Genomic DNA, 13,892 nt, shown 5'->3' with positions numbered 1-13,892 from the left:
ATTACCAATGCCCGGACGAACCGCCGCCGCCGGATGAGCCACCACCAAAACCTCCACCTCCGCCGAAACCACCCCCGCCAAATCCTCCGCCACCACCATGAAAACCACCGCCGCCAATCCACCAAGGAACCTTTCCTCCAGTAAGCTTAGCTTTGGAGTAAGCTTTGGAAATCGTGAAGTCGAAGAGTAGGCCGAGCAAGGTGAGAACAACAATCGCTATTATACCGATATAAATAAAACCTAGCCAAACCCCTACGACAATTCCTAAAATGCCACCAAAAACCCCGCCGGCCCACCAAGATTTTGAGCGGGCCAACGCGCTGATTATCCAGGTCAGAAAAATAACGGCCAAATAGAGAATAGACATCACACCGTCACTCGATGGAGTAGCTGACGACTCGCTTACAGTCAAATTCGGATCAACTTCACCGGAAATAGTTTTAATGATTGAGGTCACGCCGGCGCTCACCCCACCATAGTAGTCACCAGATTTGAAAGCCGGCGTGATGACATTCCTAATTATCTGCGAGGAAATTGCATCGGTTAAAACCGGCTCAAGGCCGTAGCCGACTTCGATACGCAATTCCCGATCATCAATCGCGACCAAAAGCAGGGCGCCGTTATCTTGACCCTTCTTACCAATGCCCCACTTTTGAAATAATTCGTCGGCATAATTTTCGACCGTATCACCATCAAGCGACTTAATAATCGCCACCGAGACTTCATTACCGGTTGTTTTCTCAAAATCAATCAGCCTGTTGTTCAGGCCGGCTTTTTCTTCCGGCTTGAGCACGCCGGCAAAGTCATTCACATAGCCAGTTGGGCTCGGATAAGAAACGGCAGCGCTCGCCACGCTACCGGAAAGCGCGACGAGCGCCAAAATCGAGGCAATCTTTAAGACAAATGAAGCGGTTCGGCTTGGCATAGATTTCCTCAACTTCTTAACTTAAAACTTCTAAGCTGTTCAAGCTAAAGGCTGACCTTCGGAGCAACCTCGCTTCCTGAAACGGCATCGAATAGTGCTCGGTCGGCAAAGCCAAATGTCTTAGCAAGCAAGCTTGACGGGAAGGTCTTAACTTTCAAATTATAGGCCATGACGGTCTCATTGAATCGTTTGCGTTCAACACTGATGCGGTTTTCCGTGCCTTCCAATTGCGACATCAGGGTTTGGACATTTTCTGAAGATTTGAGAGTTGGATAATTTTCGACAACCGCCAAAAGCCGTCCCAAAGCAGTTTCAACTTGACCGGCCGCTTGAGCTTTGGCATCGGCAGAAGTTGAGCCGGAATATTTGGTTCTGGCGTCAGCCAAAGCCGTGAAAATCGCTTGCTCTTGCTTCATCACACCTTTGACGGATTCGACCAAGTTAGGAATCAAATCAAAACGCCTCTGATATTGTGTTTCAACTTGTGACCATTGAGTGTCGGCCGCGAGATTGGTCGTGACCAAGCCATTATAGCCACCCCAAACATACAATAGAATGACGATAACAACTGCAATAATAATGTAGATAGTTTTTTTAGACATAATTTTACGGATTTGGTTAGATTTGACCAACTAATAATTTAATATCCATAAATGATAGCACAGTTGGGCTATTCTAGTATTCCGGTACCGGCTGATGCAAGTGTTCTTTCTTTTCTTCCGGCTCATCCGCAATCGCCACTTCAGTGGTGAGCAAAATCGCCGCCGCGGAAGACGCATTCTCTACCCCGCTTCTTGTCACTTTCACCGGGTCAATGATACCGGCCAGCAACATATCAGGGACCATTTCATCTTTGAGCGCATCGTAGCCATGATTGCCTTTGCCCTTTTTAACTTCATCAACAATCACCGAGCCATCATCCTTGCCGGAATTGATGGCAATTTGGCGCAGTGGCGCCTCCAGAGCTTTCAAAACAATTTGCATTCCAACCTCAGCCTCTTTGCTCATCGTCTTATTTTTCGAAAGTTCGACCCGTGCTTTTTCACCAGCTTTAATGAGCGCGACTCCTCCACCGGCCACGACTCCCTCTTCAATCGCGGCTTTGGTCGCATTAACCGCATCCTCGATTTTCAACTTCAAATACTTCATTTCAGTTTCGGTCGCGGCTCCGACTCGAATGACCGCCACGCCACCGGAAAGCTTAGCGATTCTCTCATCCATTCTTTCCAAATCATATTTTGATTCCATTTGGGCTTTTTGTTTGCGGAGCTGGGACAGTCTGGCTTCGATGTCGGCCTTCTTGCCTTTACCTCCGACAATCACGGTATTATCTTTGGTCGCGATGACTTTACTGGCCTTGCCCAACATATTTAACTCGGCGCTCTCGAGCTTCACACCAACATCTTCAGAAATAACTTTCGCGCCAACCACAGTCGCAATATCAGCGAGCAGATCTTTTTTCTTGTCACCATAACCCGGAGCTTTGACCGCCAGGACATTGAATGAACCACGCAATTTGTTGACCACAAAAGTCGAAAGGGCTTCACCATCAACATCATCAGCGATAATCACCAAATCTTTTTTGCCGGACTGAACCAATTTTTCCAAAAGTGGTAAAATTTCTTTAATTGAAGAAACTTTTTTATCAACAATCAGAATAGCCGGGTCTTTGTATTCCGCTTCCATTCTTTCCGCATCAGTAATCATGTAGGGTGAGACATAGCCCTTCTCAAACTGCAGACCTTCAACAACTTCCGACTCAACGCCGAAGGATTGCGATTCTTCGACTGTCACCACGCCGTCTTTGCCAACTTTTTTAATCGTGTCGGCAATCGTCGCGCCCAATTCTTCTGACTCGGCCGAGATAGTGGCCACTTGCCTAATTTCCGCATCGCTTTTAATCGGCTTGGAAATTTCCTTCAGTGCCTTAACTACAGCCTGTGAAGCTTTTTCAATCCCCATTCTGAGTGCCATCGCATTAACCCCCATGGCCGTCTGCTTCATACCTTGCTCAACAATCGCTTGAGTCAAAATCACGGAGGTCGTGGTACCGTCGCCAGCCACATCGTTGGTCTTGGTCGCCACCTCTTTAGCAATTTCCGCCCCCATATTCTCAAACTTGTCCTTCAGAGTAATATCTTTGGCAATTGAAACGCCGTCATTCGTAATCGTTGGCGCGCCATAACCCTTGTCCAGTACCACATTTCGGCCCCGCGGACCGATGGTGATTTTTACGGCATCAGCTACCGCATCAATGCCTCTTTTCAAAGCCTTACGAGCTTGTTCGTTGTAGATAATTTTTTTGCTCATACCTATCTCGACACCAATCCACGAATGAAAACGAATTACACGAATATTAGTGTGCCCTATTTGTAAGGGTTCCCAACTATTTGTGTCATTCGCGCTAATTCGTAATTCGTGTCGTGTTAATTAATAATTGCTAAAATATTTTCCTCTTTAATAATGAAGTACTCGACCTCATCGATTTTAATCTCGTCATAACCATATTTTGAAAACATCACGGTATCGCCGACTTTGACCTTAATCGGCACCAGTTTGCCATCTTCAGTGCGACCTGGGCCGATGGCGACCACCTCACCCTGCTCCGGCTTTTCTTTAGAAATCGTGTCAGGGATAAAGATGCCCGATTTGGTCTTTTTGCGGTCATCACTTGAGACCGGCTTGACCAAAACCCGATCACCCAAAGGTTGGATTTTATTTTTGTTATTTTTCATATCTTTCAAACAAAATTAAATTGATAAAAGTTACAAAAACAAAGACCTTTTCCTAGATCTCTGCCTTAGTTTGTGTGAGTGAATTATACTCGCCTACCAGCCCATCACAACTTGACAGATTTTCGTGAAGTTATATCCTCAAACCAGACTCGAACCTCAAACAATGCTGAAAATGCAAAAACTCATCACGGTCCGGCACGGCCATCATCAATGGGGAGAATTAAGCGAAGAGGGTAAAAAGCAGATTGCCGATTTGGTCCCCAGACTTAAGTTAATTTTGGGTGATTACAACAAATCAACTGTCGCGGTTTTAAGTTCAACCTCACTCCGTACCAAGCAAAGCGGGGAAATTATTGCTGGCGAGTTTGGTGTCACAAATCAACCCCTTGGCGTCTTCCTTTACGATAATTACGATATGTTTGGAAATGTTCAACTAAGAGATTGGATTGTTGAAGGAGTCAAATCACATGAGGCAAACATCGTCATCATCGTCACTCATTTTGAAGCTCCGGCCGCGATTCTCAACATTTTTTCGCAGGCACGATTCGGTAAAAAGGTAGGGTGCTTTCAAACCGCTAACGGCTTCGCCAATCTGCTCAACCTTGAGACCGGCGAAGTAATTTTGGGCATTTGACTGACTGGGTTTGGCGCGCGAGCCGCTCGCGCGCCTTTTTCATACCTAACATTAAATTCAAAATTTCACCCTGCACTAATTGTAGCGATAGCAACAATTAGTGCAGTTAGCACATGAAGCATGGCTGGTCCTTTTTTTATTCATACCAGATACCACATACTTTATACTTAATACCTTTCCCCCTCCCATACCTATACTTCGCTCCGCTTGCCCAGTTTCTGGGCTTATGCTAAACTCTCCAAATCAATGAACCTAGCGACCATCCTGCCCTACATTCAAATAACGCTCGCAATCCTGCTCACAATCGGAGTCATGCTCCAACAGTCCGACGCCGGTGCCGGTAGCGCTTTTGGTGGCGGAGACAATTTTGGTTCAGGAATGCACACCAGACGAGGTTTTGAGAAATTCCTCTTTTACGCTACGATTATTGTTGCCATTCTTTTCGTGATTTCCGCTTTTACCGCAATCTTCCTCAATCGCTAGAAACCATTTCATCTAATTCTAAAACTTTATTAGTCTGATTAGTCTTTAATATAGACAATCTTTTGCTTCCGGGCGTCAACTGCCTACAATATCTTTGTGAAAAATAAAATTTGGTCAGCTTTGTTTTCCCATTTGTCGATTCCGGCCATTTCGAAAGCCGAGAAAATCCGCCAGACTTTCCGCCCGGTCGAGAAGGTGATTTTCTTCATCCTGGCTTTAGGCCTTTTGTTCTCGGCTTTGGCACTTTTCACTTCGGCTAATCGTTATTTCACCGTAGAGATTCCAAAAGACGGGGGCACCTTACGCGAGGGTATCGTCGGTTTTCCGCGCTTCATCAACCCACTCTTTGCCATTTCCGACGCCGACCGAGATTTGACCGGCCTGGTCTACTCCGGACTGCTTTCCTATGAACCGGGCGCCGGCCTCGTGCCAAACCTGGCCGAAGATTATCAGATCTCCGACGACGGTCTGTCTTACACTTTCAAGCTTAAAAAAGATCTAACCTTTCAAGACGGCGCGCCCTTGACCGCCGACGATGTCGCCTTCACTATCCTCAAGGCCCAAGACCCAAACCTGAAGAGTCCGAAACGACCAAACTGGGACGGCGTGAAAATTGAAAAAATCGGCGACTTAGAGATTCGCTTCACCTTAAGCCAGCCTTATGCGCCATTTTTAGAAAATGCCACTTTGGGAATTTTGCCGAAACATCTCTGGCAAGATGTAAGCGCTGACCAATTTACCTTTACCACCCTAAATACCGAACCAGTCGGTTCCGGCCCTTACAAAATCAAAAGTTTAAGTCGAGACCAAAGTGGCCTGCCTGAATTTTATGAATTAGTCCCATTCAAAAATTACGCTCTAGGCAAACCCCACATCTTAAACTTAATCACAAAATTTTACACAACAAGTGACAAGGCGCTAACCGCTCTTGAAATGAAAGAGCTCGACAGTCTAAGCACTATTTCCCCACACGATGCCCTGCGCCTAAAATCCGGTGGCGAAAATGTCGTCACAACTGCCCTGCCAAGAATTTTCGGAATCTTTTTCAATCAAAATCAAGCCACGATCTTCGCCAACAAGGAGGTTCGCCAAGCTCTAAATTTGGCCACCAACAAAGACTCGATTGTCGAAGAGGTTCTCGACGGCTATGCGACCAAACTCACCGGTCCGATTCCCCCGGGCTTTCTGGGTAGCAACTTAAATGACACAGCTTCAGAGTCCGATGATTTTGACAACGCCAGACTCGCCCTGGCTACGAGCACCCTCGAGAAAAACGGTTGGAAGAAAAACACTAGTGGCATTTACGAAAAGAAGTCCAAAAAAGAGAGTCAGCTTCTATCGTTCTCCATCGCTACCGCCAACACGCCCGAGCTCAAAGCCACTGCGGATATCCTGAAAAATCAATGGCAGAAAATCGGTGCGGAAGTCGACATTAAAATTTTTGAACCTGGCGATCTCAACCAGAATGTTATTCGTCCAAGAAAGTATGATGCACTCTTGTTTGGCGAAGTCGTTGGCCGAGACCTCGATTTGTTCGCCTTTTGGCACTCATCGCAAAGAATTGACCCGGGGCTCAATATCGCGCTTTACGCCAGTATCAAAGCCGACAAATTACTCTCCGACGGACGGAAGCTTTCCGACCGAGCCATCCAAATCGACAAATATCGTCAATTTGAAGATTTAGTCGCCGATGATCTGCCAGCCATCTTTCTTTACTCGCCAGATTTTATTTATGTAATTCCGAAATCTCTGCAAGGTCTTACTCTCGGAACCATCAACACTCCGGCCGAGCGCTTCGCCGACATCCAAGATTGGTATTTAAGCACTGAACGAGTCTGGAAAATCTTCGCCCCAAAAGAACAAAATTAAAAAAACATTATTAACCAGTGAAGATGGCGCCCGAAGAGACTCTCTTCAACTACGCACGACTCACTACTTACTACTAACTAATTAAATGAATCCACTAAACAACAACAGAACAGGCGGTTTTCGACCTCGAGGTCCAAGGCCAGGCGCCGGACACTACGGCAATCGGCCGGCAGGGGTCGCTCCAACCGGTGGGCGCCAAACGACACCAGGTGCAGCACATCGCACCCATAACCACAACCCAGCCGGAGCCGGCGCTTCCAGAAACGATGGTGCCCGCTCACCCTTGCGACGAAAAGACGCCGGCAGACGCGGTCCGAGCCGAAAAGTCTCTTTGGTGAGACAGGCGGGACCAAACGAAGTCATTCCTTCAGCCGGTGAAAGCATCCGTGTCATTCCTTTGGGTGGCGTTGAAGAAATCGGCAAAAATATGACTCTCATCGAATACAAAGATGAGATTATCGTCATTGACGCCGGCCTGCAATTTGCCACCACCGACACTCCGGGCATCGACTTTATTTTGCCAAACACCAAATATCTGGAAGACCGCAGAGACAAGGTCCGAGCTTTGGTAATTACCCACGGTCACCTCGACCACATCGGCGCGATTCCCTACATTATGGACAAACTTGGCAATCCGCCAATTTACACTCGCGAATTTGGCGCCCTCTTAATCAAAAAGCGTCACAGTGAATTCCCTCACCTGCCGGCTTTGAATTTTAAAATTGTCGGCAAGGATGACGGCGCCATTCCAATCACCAAACACCTGAAGGTCCGCTTTTTCGGCTTGACCCACTCAATCCCTGATTCTTCCGGCGTAATCGTGGAGACACCTTTCGGTGATATCGTGGCAACCGGTGATGTGCGAGTTGAAAACAAAGATGGCGTACCAGTCGAAGAGGAAGTCGAACACTACGCGCTCTTCAAGGATCGGAAGGTCATGCTCTTGTGCATGGACTCGACCGGCGCCGAAAAGCCCGGCTGGAGCCCGTCCGAAGAACTGGTAATTAAAAACATCGAGAAAATTGTCGGTACCGTGCCGGGCCGAATCATCATTTCTACTTTCGCCTCTCAAGTCGAAAGAATCATTTCATTTATAAACAGTGCCGCGAAATATCAAAAAAAGGTTGTCGTGGAGGGTCGCAGTATGAAAAACAACATTGAGATTATCAAACACCTCAAGTTGGCCGAAACCAAGCACATCATCCAGGTTGAAGACATGGAAGCTTATCCGCCAAGCAAGTTGATGATTTTGGCGACCGGCGCCCAAGGTGAGGAATTTGCGGCCTTGATGCGCATCTCCAACCGCACTCATAAGCAGATTAAGCTCAACAAGACCGACACCATTATTCTTTCATCTTCAATCATTCCCGGAAACGAGAAATCGGTGACCGCCCTTAAAGACAATCTTTACCGCCACGATTGCAAAATTATCACTTATCTGGATTCCGATGTGCACACTTCCGGCCACGGCAAACGCCAAGAGCTAGAGTGGATTCACAAGCAGATTCCTTATCGATTCTTCATGCCGGTTCACGGCCATCACTTCATGTTGAAAATTCACGCCGAGATGTCCAAAAATCTTGGCACCCCGGCCGAGAATATTGTCGTGCCGGACAACGGTAGCATCATTGAGTTTTACGACGGTGGCACCAAATTCAAAGTGCTAAAAGAGAAAGCTCCTGCCTCAATGATGATGGTTGATGGTTTTGCCGTCGGCGACGCCCAGGAAGTCGTGCTTCGTGATCGCCAAATGCTTGCCCAAGACGGCATGTTCGTGATTGTAGCCAGCATCAATGCCACCAATGGCAAACTGCGCAAATCCCCAGACCTGATTTCCCGCGGTTTCGTTTATCTGCGTGAATCTCAAAATTTGCTCCAAGATACCCGCAATGTGATCAAGAAATCAATCGAAGATTCGACTCATGGCATGAACCCGATCAACTTCGACTATGTCAAAAACTCGCTTTCGGACAATGTCTCCCGCTTCCTGTTCCAGAAAACAGCCAAACGGCCAATCGTCATTCCGGTTCTAATTGCGGTATAATTTACTCATGGATCCAGCCACCCTAGCCAACCATCGACAGATCCGAGCCATCTCAGCGCTCGGTTTCCTGTTTACGCTCCACGCGGTTCTGCCGACCTACATCAGCTCCACTTTTCTCTCAACCTTGATCGGAGAGAAATCTGTCGGGATTATCTACACCGCCGCCTCGATTTTGTCAGTTCTGGCTTTTATCGCCATCAACCGGATCTTACAGCGCTTTGGCAACTTCAAAACTATGCAGGCCCTAATCGGCCTCGAATTTGTCGCTTTCCTGATCTTGGCCATCAGTAAGGACCCGGAGATTCTGACCGGAGCTTTTATTTTCTCAGTTATCACCGGAGCTTTAATCGGGTTCAATATTGATTTGTTTCTCGAACAATATTCGAGCAACGACAAAACCGGCTCAATTCGAGGAACTTTTTTGAGCATCATCAATATTGCCTGGATTATCAGTCAGTACTTGGTAAGTCTGATCCTGACCGATGGTGACTATTGGAAGATTTATGCCATTAGCGGAATCATCCTCGTGCCGGTCTGGTTGTTATCGCTCCAGAGTCTTCGGGGCTTTAAAGATTCTGAGTACCGCAAAACCGACTTCATTACCACCGCCAAGGAAATCCTGCGGGACCAAAATATCTACAAAGTGGTAATGTCCAACGTTATTTTGCAGTTTTTCTACGCCTGGATGGTTATTTATATGCCAATTTACCTTCACAACTATATTGGTCTGCCCTGGAACGAAATCGGCATAATCCTCACCATTTTGCTCCTGCCGTTTGTGCTGATCGAAGCGCCACTCGGTTTTCTGGCCGATAAAAAATTAGGTGAAAAAGAAATTCTTTCCATCGGCTTTGTGATTATGGCGATTACCACCGCCTCAATCAGTTTTATCGACTCAAGCAGTATGTGGGTCTGGGCCTTTGTCCTGCTCCTCACCCGAATCGGCGCCAGTATGATTGAGATTATGAACGAAACATATTTTTTCAAAAAGACCTCCTCGAACGACGCCAACCTTTTGAGTGTCTTTCGAATGAGTCGTCCGATTGCCGGCGTTATCGCCCCAATTATTGCCTCACTCCTTCTTATTTTCCTACCAATGAGCCAACTCTTTGTAATTTTGGGCTTGATCACTTTTTACGGTCTCCGATACAGCCTGACGATTGAGGACACAAAATAGGTATATAGTATAAAGTATATGGTATGAAGAAAAATGGCTTGGTTAGGCCGTTTTTTGATGGTTGACAATAAGCGAATTTGGGTGTATAATTTCAACAGACTAATCTAGCGCACTTCTGTATTTTAAGGAGTCACAGTTTGCCAATTACTGGGTACGGTGGCGAACCAAAGCTAGCATTCTCCCACATCCTTTAGGATGCAAGAAAGAATGGGTATTCCTGATTTTATCGGCAGTGTTTGTCGGTAAAAGAAAGGAATACTATGTGTATCATCAAGTTCATCAAAGAAAAGTTACAGGCCTATCAAAGAAGGAAATTGGACGAAGAAGTCTACCGTTGGCTAGAGGGCTGGAAATCTGCCTGGGAATGGCGCGCTCAACAAGTTGCCGAAGAAGAAAATTGGCAACAAGAAGAAAAGAGGCGATTCGCAGACTACCTGGAAGCACAGGCCGAGGAACAGGAAAGAACTAGGCTTGAAATTCTTGAGGAAAGACTAGCAGAAGCGGTCACGAAAAAGGAACACCAAATTCTTCAAGAGATTCAGGATGACACTATTCGAGAGCGCGACAGGTGCCCTGATTGCGGCAGATCAGTCTGGGACTGCCATTGTCATCTGAATGAACAGGACGAAGTCGCTGAAATAACTCTCATCCAGAAACAATGCACAGAGTCCGACAAAGAGGAAGACGAGGAAATGCCTCAGTGGCTTGAGGACGCTCATGGCCTCTGCCCTGGCTGCAGCCTTCCACGAGAGTCGTGCCGATGTCACGAAGAAGAGTAGCAGATTCACCCCCCCCCCGCACAAGTGTGCGGGGGTTTTCTTTTCCTGACCTAGCTTACCATTCCTAATTCCTAATTCTTAATTCCTAGTTCACCTCCCTATGGCTGTAGTATCTCCGCCGTCCTCCCATTCACCGAAATCACCACCTCTTTAATAGTTGGAAATTGCTCTAGGGTCGCGGCAATTTGTGAACGAATGGCGATAACTCGACAAGAACCGGCTACGCCATAATCCAGAGCTTCATCAAAATCAGCGTAAGCTCGGGAGTTATTTATCGTCAAACTATTAAGTCTGGTGGTGGTTGCCAAATTGCTGAAGTACCCGAGTTCCTTTTCTTGCGCATTTGGCCCGTCGATTATGGCCTGAACTGCCGCTTTGGCTCGATGCACCGAGACACTCACCTGTCTTTCCGTAGCTTCCACTTTCGTGCAGTCCTGACCCGAAGCCTTGCTCCAATAAACTTTAACCGGAGCAGTTTGCCACTTGGTAAGTGGTCCCTCATAGCCAAACGGCGAATAATTAAAGACACTAGCCAGCAAGACATATCCCAAAAGCGCCAAAACCAAAACTAGAAGGGTGATTAAAAATTTAAGCGTGTATTCGCTTTTCATTTCTATTTAATTATTTCCTTGGCGCGCAGATAGATCTCGATTGCTTTCGCATCGGTATCCGGCAAAATCTCTCCGTCAATATCAAGAGTTGGCGCTTTACTTTGACCAGACTTAGCCCTCATCTCCTCAAAGAATTTTGGATTAGACAAAACCTCTCTTTCTTCGAAAGGTACGCCGACAGATTTCAAAAAAGCTAAGGCCTCATTGCACCAAGGACAGCCGGTTTTTGTGTAGATAATCATAAATTAGTGGGTAGTTAGCCCCGACGCTTCGGTCGGGGTCCCGACTTCTGACGTCGGAATTAGTAGTTTATAGTTTATAGTTTATAGAAAATTCAAAAAATCATTCTGGAGTGGTAGTAGCCGGTTCATCTATAATCACGGCTGGAGTTGAAGTTGAAAACAAAACGGGCAGAGTTACATAATCATCAAATTCCGGTAGACCGGAAGGGTTATCTTTCTTGAAAACAATCGCACCTCGACCAAGAAGATGCTTCGGTAAGGTGAGACTCGCTTCAAAAGGCACGAACTCGGTCGTCATCCAATCAGTTTTAGCCGTAGCAATTGTTTGACCGACGACTTTGTCCGACCCGTCTCTAAGCTCAATCGGGAATGAAGCTTCGAAAAACCAATTACCCCTGGCAAAACCGGAAATCCTAATCTGATCGGCCAGTAAAATATCCGGTAGTGGTTCGCTAATTTTAACCGAGTCGGTCCGGAAAAGATAGTTGTGAGAATTATAATCTGAAGACCAATTTTGACCAGTTTCAGCATTTCTACCAACATCAAAAATTGCCAACAAGCAAATTGTCCCGGCAAGCAACAGGACTATGATTAAAATCCAAATTTTCTTCATTTTTAAATTATATCATCCTGTTAGAGATTTTTTGTTAAGGGTGACAGTTCAGTGTCACCTTTCACGATATCGGCTAACGGATATTAGCTAATAGCTACGGTCGCCTTTGGTGACCTATCTCTAACAGGATATCATCCCGTTAGAGATTGTTTGTTAAGAATACTCACTTAAACAATAAATTACCGCCGATTATAGCATGCCGGAGATTTATCAAAAGCAACGGTCACCTAGCGACCTATCTCTAACGGGAACACACCCAGCAAATCCAGCCTTTTAGCCGTATTTTGAAGCTTGTCCCGGTTGGCAACTTGACGCCAAGTTTAATAGGTCTATAGTAATGTTAGAAATTTTGCCCTTCGGTGGCACATCTAACGGTTCCTCCTTGCGTTCTCGGGTTGCGTTATCCCGAATCCGCTTGCCACTGTCATGTTCGCTCGCCGAAGGGCACCTTTCCTCGCCTATTGGAATCTGCGTTGTGGCTTCGCCCTACACCCGACACAGAAGAACCTCTAGGCGGGGTTTTTCTTACCTGAGCAGTTCCGATTGTTTTAGGGTTTTTTCCTTTTAGCTTCCAGCCAATCTGGCACAGGAATAAAGGTTATTTCCCGCCAATCGTCAATCTCGTCCTCCGTCACATTATAATATTTCTGATAGGCAGTCTCAACACTACCGTGGAGCGCTTCACCCCAATTCAATCCGAGAAGCCTAGATACTTTTTTAATAACCTCTTCATTTGGCGATTCAATTTCTACAAAAGTCGGTATCCATGGCCAGGTGTCAATCGTAATCTCCGATTCGGCCAAAACCCACTTCTCTCTTTTGGTCTCTTGAAATGATTTCTCTTCAAAACCGACAATCCCGAGTAATTTATCGGTGGTCTCGAAGTCACTCACAATCACCGTGATTTCTTTGGTTCCGTGCAGAGTGCGGTCGTTAAGTTGTTTGTAGCTTAAAGTAATCTTATCACCCTCATCCCGTAGGCGAATCCAGCCACCAACTTTGCGCAAACTCGAAGCCTTATCATCATAAGTTTTCCGCCTCATCGGTCTTTCCGAGTGCTCCAAAGTCGCGCCGATTTCCTTCAGCTTCAGTCTAAGCCCAGCCACATCGATATCCAAGAATTTTGCTTCAACTTCAGTTTCCATTTAATTTTTGGTTAAAATTGCTCTCGCCGGACCACCTTCGATTCCGGTAAATTTTAAGGGCAAGCAAAACAAATTATATTCTCCGGCTTCAACTTTCGACAGATCAATACCCTCAATAATCGGAATACCTTTAGCCAAAAGCGAAGTGTGTGGACGGTGGTCTTTACCGCCCCGCTTCTTGATTGAGAGATAATCAATCCCAAACAAACTGATATCTAGGGAGACCAGATAATCGGCCGCATCGCCATCTAGGTAAATATAGTCGTCATAAAATTTATCGAAACCGCGTTTAGAGTTTGAGGTTTTAACCAAAAGCCGCTCGCCTTTTTGAGGAGAAAACTTTTTCAAATCCTCGATTTTCACCGACTCTTTGACTTCGCTAAAATCCAAAACCCGACAAGGCCCAATTAAAATCGTAAGTGGAATCTGATCAAGACTCACACCACCAATCACTGCGTGAGCTGGCGCATCAATATGAGTGCCAGTGTGTGAACCCATGACAATCTTGGAAAGATGCGTCGCGTGCTCCGGCATTTCATGATGCACTGAAATCTCCAATGGCACATTGCCCGGATAGACAACAGTTTGATTATTTAGGGGCAGTGAAATGTCAATTATCTTCATAATAAGGCTGG

The 13,892-nt window shown here is 46.3% G+C and carries 15 protein-coding genes; 6 read left to right on the top strand and 9 right to left on the bottom strand.

Going from position 1 to position 13,892, the window contains the following annotated elements:
* Position 1: 1 nt before the first annotated feature.
* The 4 genes from WCT25_02405 to WCT25_02390 form a co-directional block, all read right to left on the bottom strand.
* Positions 2-925 carry a TPM domain-containing protein gene (locus WCT25_02405; protein MFA6536266.1) on the bottom strand — a complete coding sequence of 308 codons (924 nt, stop codon included), beginning with the start codon at positions 923-925 and terminating at the stop codon, positions 2-4.
* Positions 926-969: 44 nt separating this feature from the next.
* Positions 970-1,527, bottom strand: a complete 558-nt coding sequence (locus WCT25_02400; GenBank protein MFA6536265.1) for a LemA family protein — start codon at positions 1,525-1,527, stop codon at positions 970-972.
* Positions 1,528-1,600: 73 nt separating this feature from the next.
* Positions 1,601-3,235 carry a chaperonin GroEL gene (gene groL, locus WCT25_02395; protein MFA6536264.1) on the bottom strand — a complete coding sequence of 545 codons (1,635 nt, stop codon included), beginning with the start codon at positions 3,233-3,235 and terminating at the stop codon, positions 1,601-1,603.
* A gap of 116 nt (positions 3,236-3,351) precedes the next feature.
* Positions 3,352-3,660, bottom strand: a complete 309-nt coding sequence (locus WCT25_02390; GenBank protein MFA6536263.1) for a co-chaperone GroES — start codon at positions 3,658-3,660, stop codon at positions 3,352-3,354.
* A 163-nt stretch (positions 3,661-3,823) separates the two neighbouring features.
* Here WCT25_02390 and WCT25_02385 point away from each other — a divergent pair, with 163 nt between their 5' ends.
* The 6 genes from WCT25_02385 (at position 3,824) to WCT25_02360 (ending at position 10,646) form a co-directional block, all read left to right on the top strand.
* Positions 3,824-4,294: a hypothetical protein gene (locus WCT25_02385; protein ID MFA6536262.1), complete on the top strand. Its 471-nt coding sequence runs from the start codon at positions 3,824-3,826 to the stop codon at positions 4,292-4,294.
* 246 nt (positions 4,295-4,540) lie between these two features.
* Positions 4,541-4,777, top strand: a complete 237-nt coding sequence (gene secG, locus WCT25_02380) for a preprotein translocase subunit SecG (GenBank protein MFA6536261.1) — start codon at positions 4,541-4,543, stop codon at positions 4,775-4,777.
* Positions 4,778-4,873: 96 nt separating this feature from the next.
* Positions 4,874-6,646, top strand: coding sequence for an ABC transporter substrate-binding protein (locus WCT25_02375; GenBank protein MFA6536260.1), 1,773 nt, complete (start codon positions 4,874-4,876; stop codon positions 6,644-6,646).
* Between the two features lie 85 nt (positions 6,647-6,731).
* Positions 6,732-8,690 (top strand): ribonuclease J, encoded by a 1,959-nt coding sequence (locus WCT25_02370; protein MFA6536259.1) that lies wholly within the window; start codon positions 6,732-6,734, stop codon positions 8,688-8,690.
* Positions 8,691-8,697: 7 nt separating this feature from the next.
* Positions 8,698-9,867, top strand: a complete 1,170-nt coding sequence (locus WCT25_02365) for an MFS transporter (GenBank protein MFA6536258.1) — start codon at positions 8,698-8,700, stop codon at positions 9,865-9,867.
* A gap of 260 nt (positions 9,868-10,127) precedes the next feature.
* Entirely contained in the window at positions 10,128-10,646 is a 519-nt protein-coding gene (locus WCT25_02360) for a hypothetical protein (GenBank protein MFA6536257.1), read from the top strand.
* Positions 10,647-10,744: 98 nt separating this feature from the next.
* Here the strand turns inward: WCT25_02360 and WCT25_02355 are convergent, their stop codons facing one another.
* The 5 genes from WCT25_02355 to WCT25_02335 form a co-directional block, all read right to left on the bottom strand.
* Positions 10,745-11,257 (bottom strand): GerMN domain-containing protein, encoded by a 513-nt coding sequence (locus tag WCT25_02355; GenBank protein ID MFA6536256.1) that lies wholly within the window; start codon positions 11,255-11,257, stop codon positions 10,745-10,747.
* A gap of 2 nt (positions 11,258-11,259) precedes the next feature.
* Positions 11,260-11,499, bottom strand: a complete 240-nt coding sequence (locus tag WCT25_02350) for a glutaredoxin (protein ID MFA6536255.1) — start codon at positions 11,497-11,499, stop codon at positions 11,260-11,262.
* A gap of 100 nt (positions 11,500-11,599) precedes the next feature.
* Positions 11,600-12,112: a Gmad2 immunoglobulin-like domain-containing protein gene (locus tag WCT25_02345; protein MFA6536254.1), complete on the bottom strand. Its 513-nt coding sequence runs from the start codon at positions 12,110-12,112 to the stop codon at positions 11,600-11,602.
* 548 nt (positions 12,113-12,660) lie between these two features.
* Complete coding sequence (locus WCT25_02340; GenBank protein ID MFA6536253.1) at positions 12,661-13,257, bottom strand: CYTH domain-containing protein; 597 nt, start codon at positions 13,255-13,257, stop codon at positions 12,661-12,663.
* Positions 13,258-13,881 carry a cyclase family protein gene (locus WCT25_02335; GenBank protein ID MFA6536252.1) on the bottom strand — a complete coding sequence of 208 codons (624 nt, stop codon included), beginning with the start codon at positions 13,879-13,881 and terminating at the stop codon, positions 13,258-13,260.
* Between the last annotated feature and the right edge of the window lie 11 nt (positions 13,882-13,892).

The organism is Candidatus Paceibacterota bacterium, assembly GCA_041666545.1.
GTDB lineage: Bacteria > Patescibacteriota > Minisyncoccia > Phycocordibacterales > JBAYGS01 > JBAYGS01.
The sequence above is the reverse complement of the archived record's forward strand: the minus strand, read 5'-3'. Positions and strand labels throughout refer to the sequence as shown.

What these genes read in the sequence shown, in the direction of transcription:
- WCT25_02405 (MFA6536266.1), bottom strand. Translation starts at nt 925, where the DNA reads ATGCCAAGCCGAACCGCTTCATTTGTCTTAAAGATTGCCTCGATTTTG.
- WCT25_02400 (MFA6536265.1), bottom strand. Translation starts at nt 1,527, where the DNA reads ATGTCTAAAAAAACTATCTACATTATTATTGCAGTTGTTATCGTCATT.
- groL (MFA6536264.1), bottom strand. Translation starts at nt 3,235, where the DNA reads ATGAGCAAAAAAATTATCTACAACGAACAAGCTCGTAAGGCTTTGAAA.
- WCT25_02390 (MFA6536263.1), bottom strand. Translation starts at nt 3,660, where the DNA reads ATGAAAAATAACAAAAATAAAATCCAACCTTTGGGTGATCGGGTTTTG.
- WCT25_02385 (MFA6536262.1), top strand. Translation starts at nt 3,824, where the DNA reads ATGCTGAAAATGCAAAAACTCATCACGGTCCGGCACGGCCATCATCAA.
- secG (MFA6536261.1), top strand. Translation starts at nt 4,541, where the DNA reads ATGAACCTAGCGACCATCCTGCCCTACATTCAAATAACGCTCGCAATC.
- WCT25_02370 (MFA6536259.1), top strand. Translation starts at nt 6,732, where the DNA reads ATGAATCCACTAAACAACAACAGAACAGGCGGTTTTCGACCTCGAGGT.
- WCT25_02365 (MFA6536258.1), top strand. Translation starts at nt 8,698, where the DNA reads ATGGATCCAGCCACCCTAGCCAACCATCGACAGATCCGAGCCATCTCA.
- WCT25_02360 (MFA6536257.1), top strand. Translation starts at nt 10,128, where the DNA reads ATGTGTATCATCAAGTTCATCAAAGAAAAGTTACAGGCCTATCAAAGA.
- WCT25_02355 (MFA6536256.1), bottom strand. Translation starts at nt 11,257, where the DNA reads ATGAAAAGCGAATACACGCTTAAATTTTTAATCACCCTTCTAGTTTTG.
- WCT25_02350 (MFA6536255.1), bottom strand. Translation starts at nt 11,499, where the DNA reads ATGATTATCTACACAAAAACCGGCTGTCCTTGGTGCAATGAGGCCTTA.
- WCT25_02345 (MFA6536254.1), bottom strand. Translation starts at nt 12,112, where the DNA reads ATGAAGAAAATTTGGATTTTAATCATAGTCCTGTTGCTTGCCGGGACA.
- WCT25_02340 (MFA6536253.1), bottom strand. Translation starts at nt 13,257, where the DNA reads ATGGAAACTGAAGTTGAAGCAAAATTCTTGGATATCGATGTGGCTGGG.
- WCT25_02335 (MFA6536252.1), bottom strand. Translation starts at nt 13,881, where the DNA reads ATGAAGATAATTGACATTTCACTGCCCCTAAATAATCAAACTGTTGTC.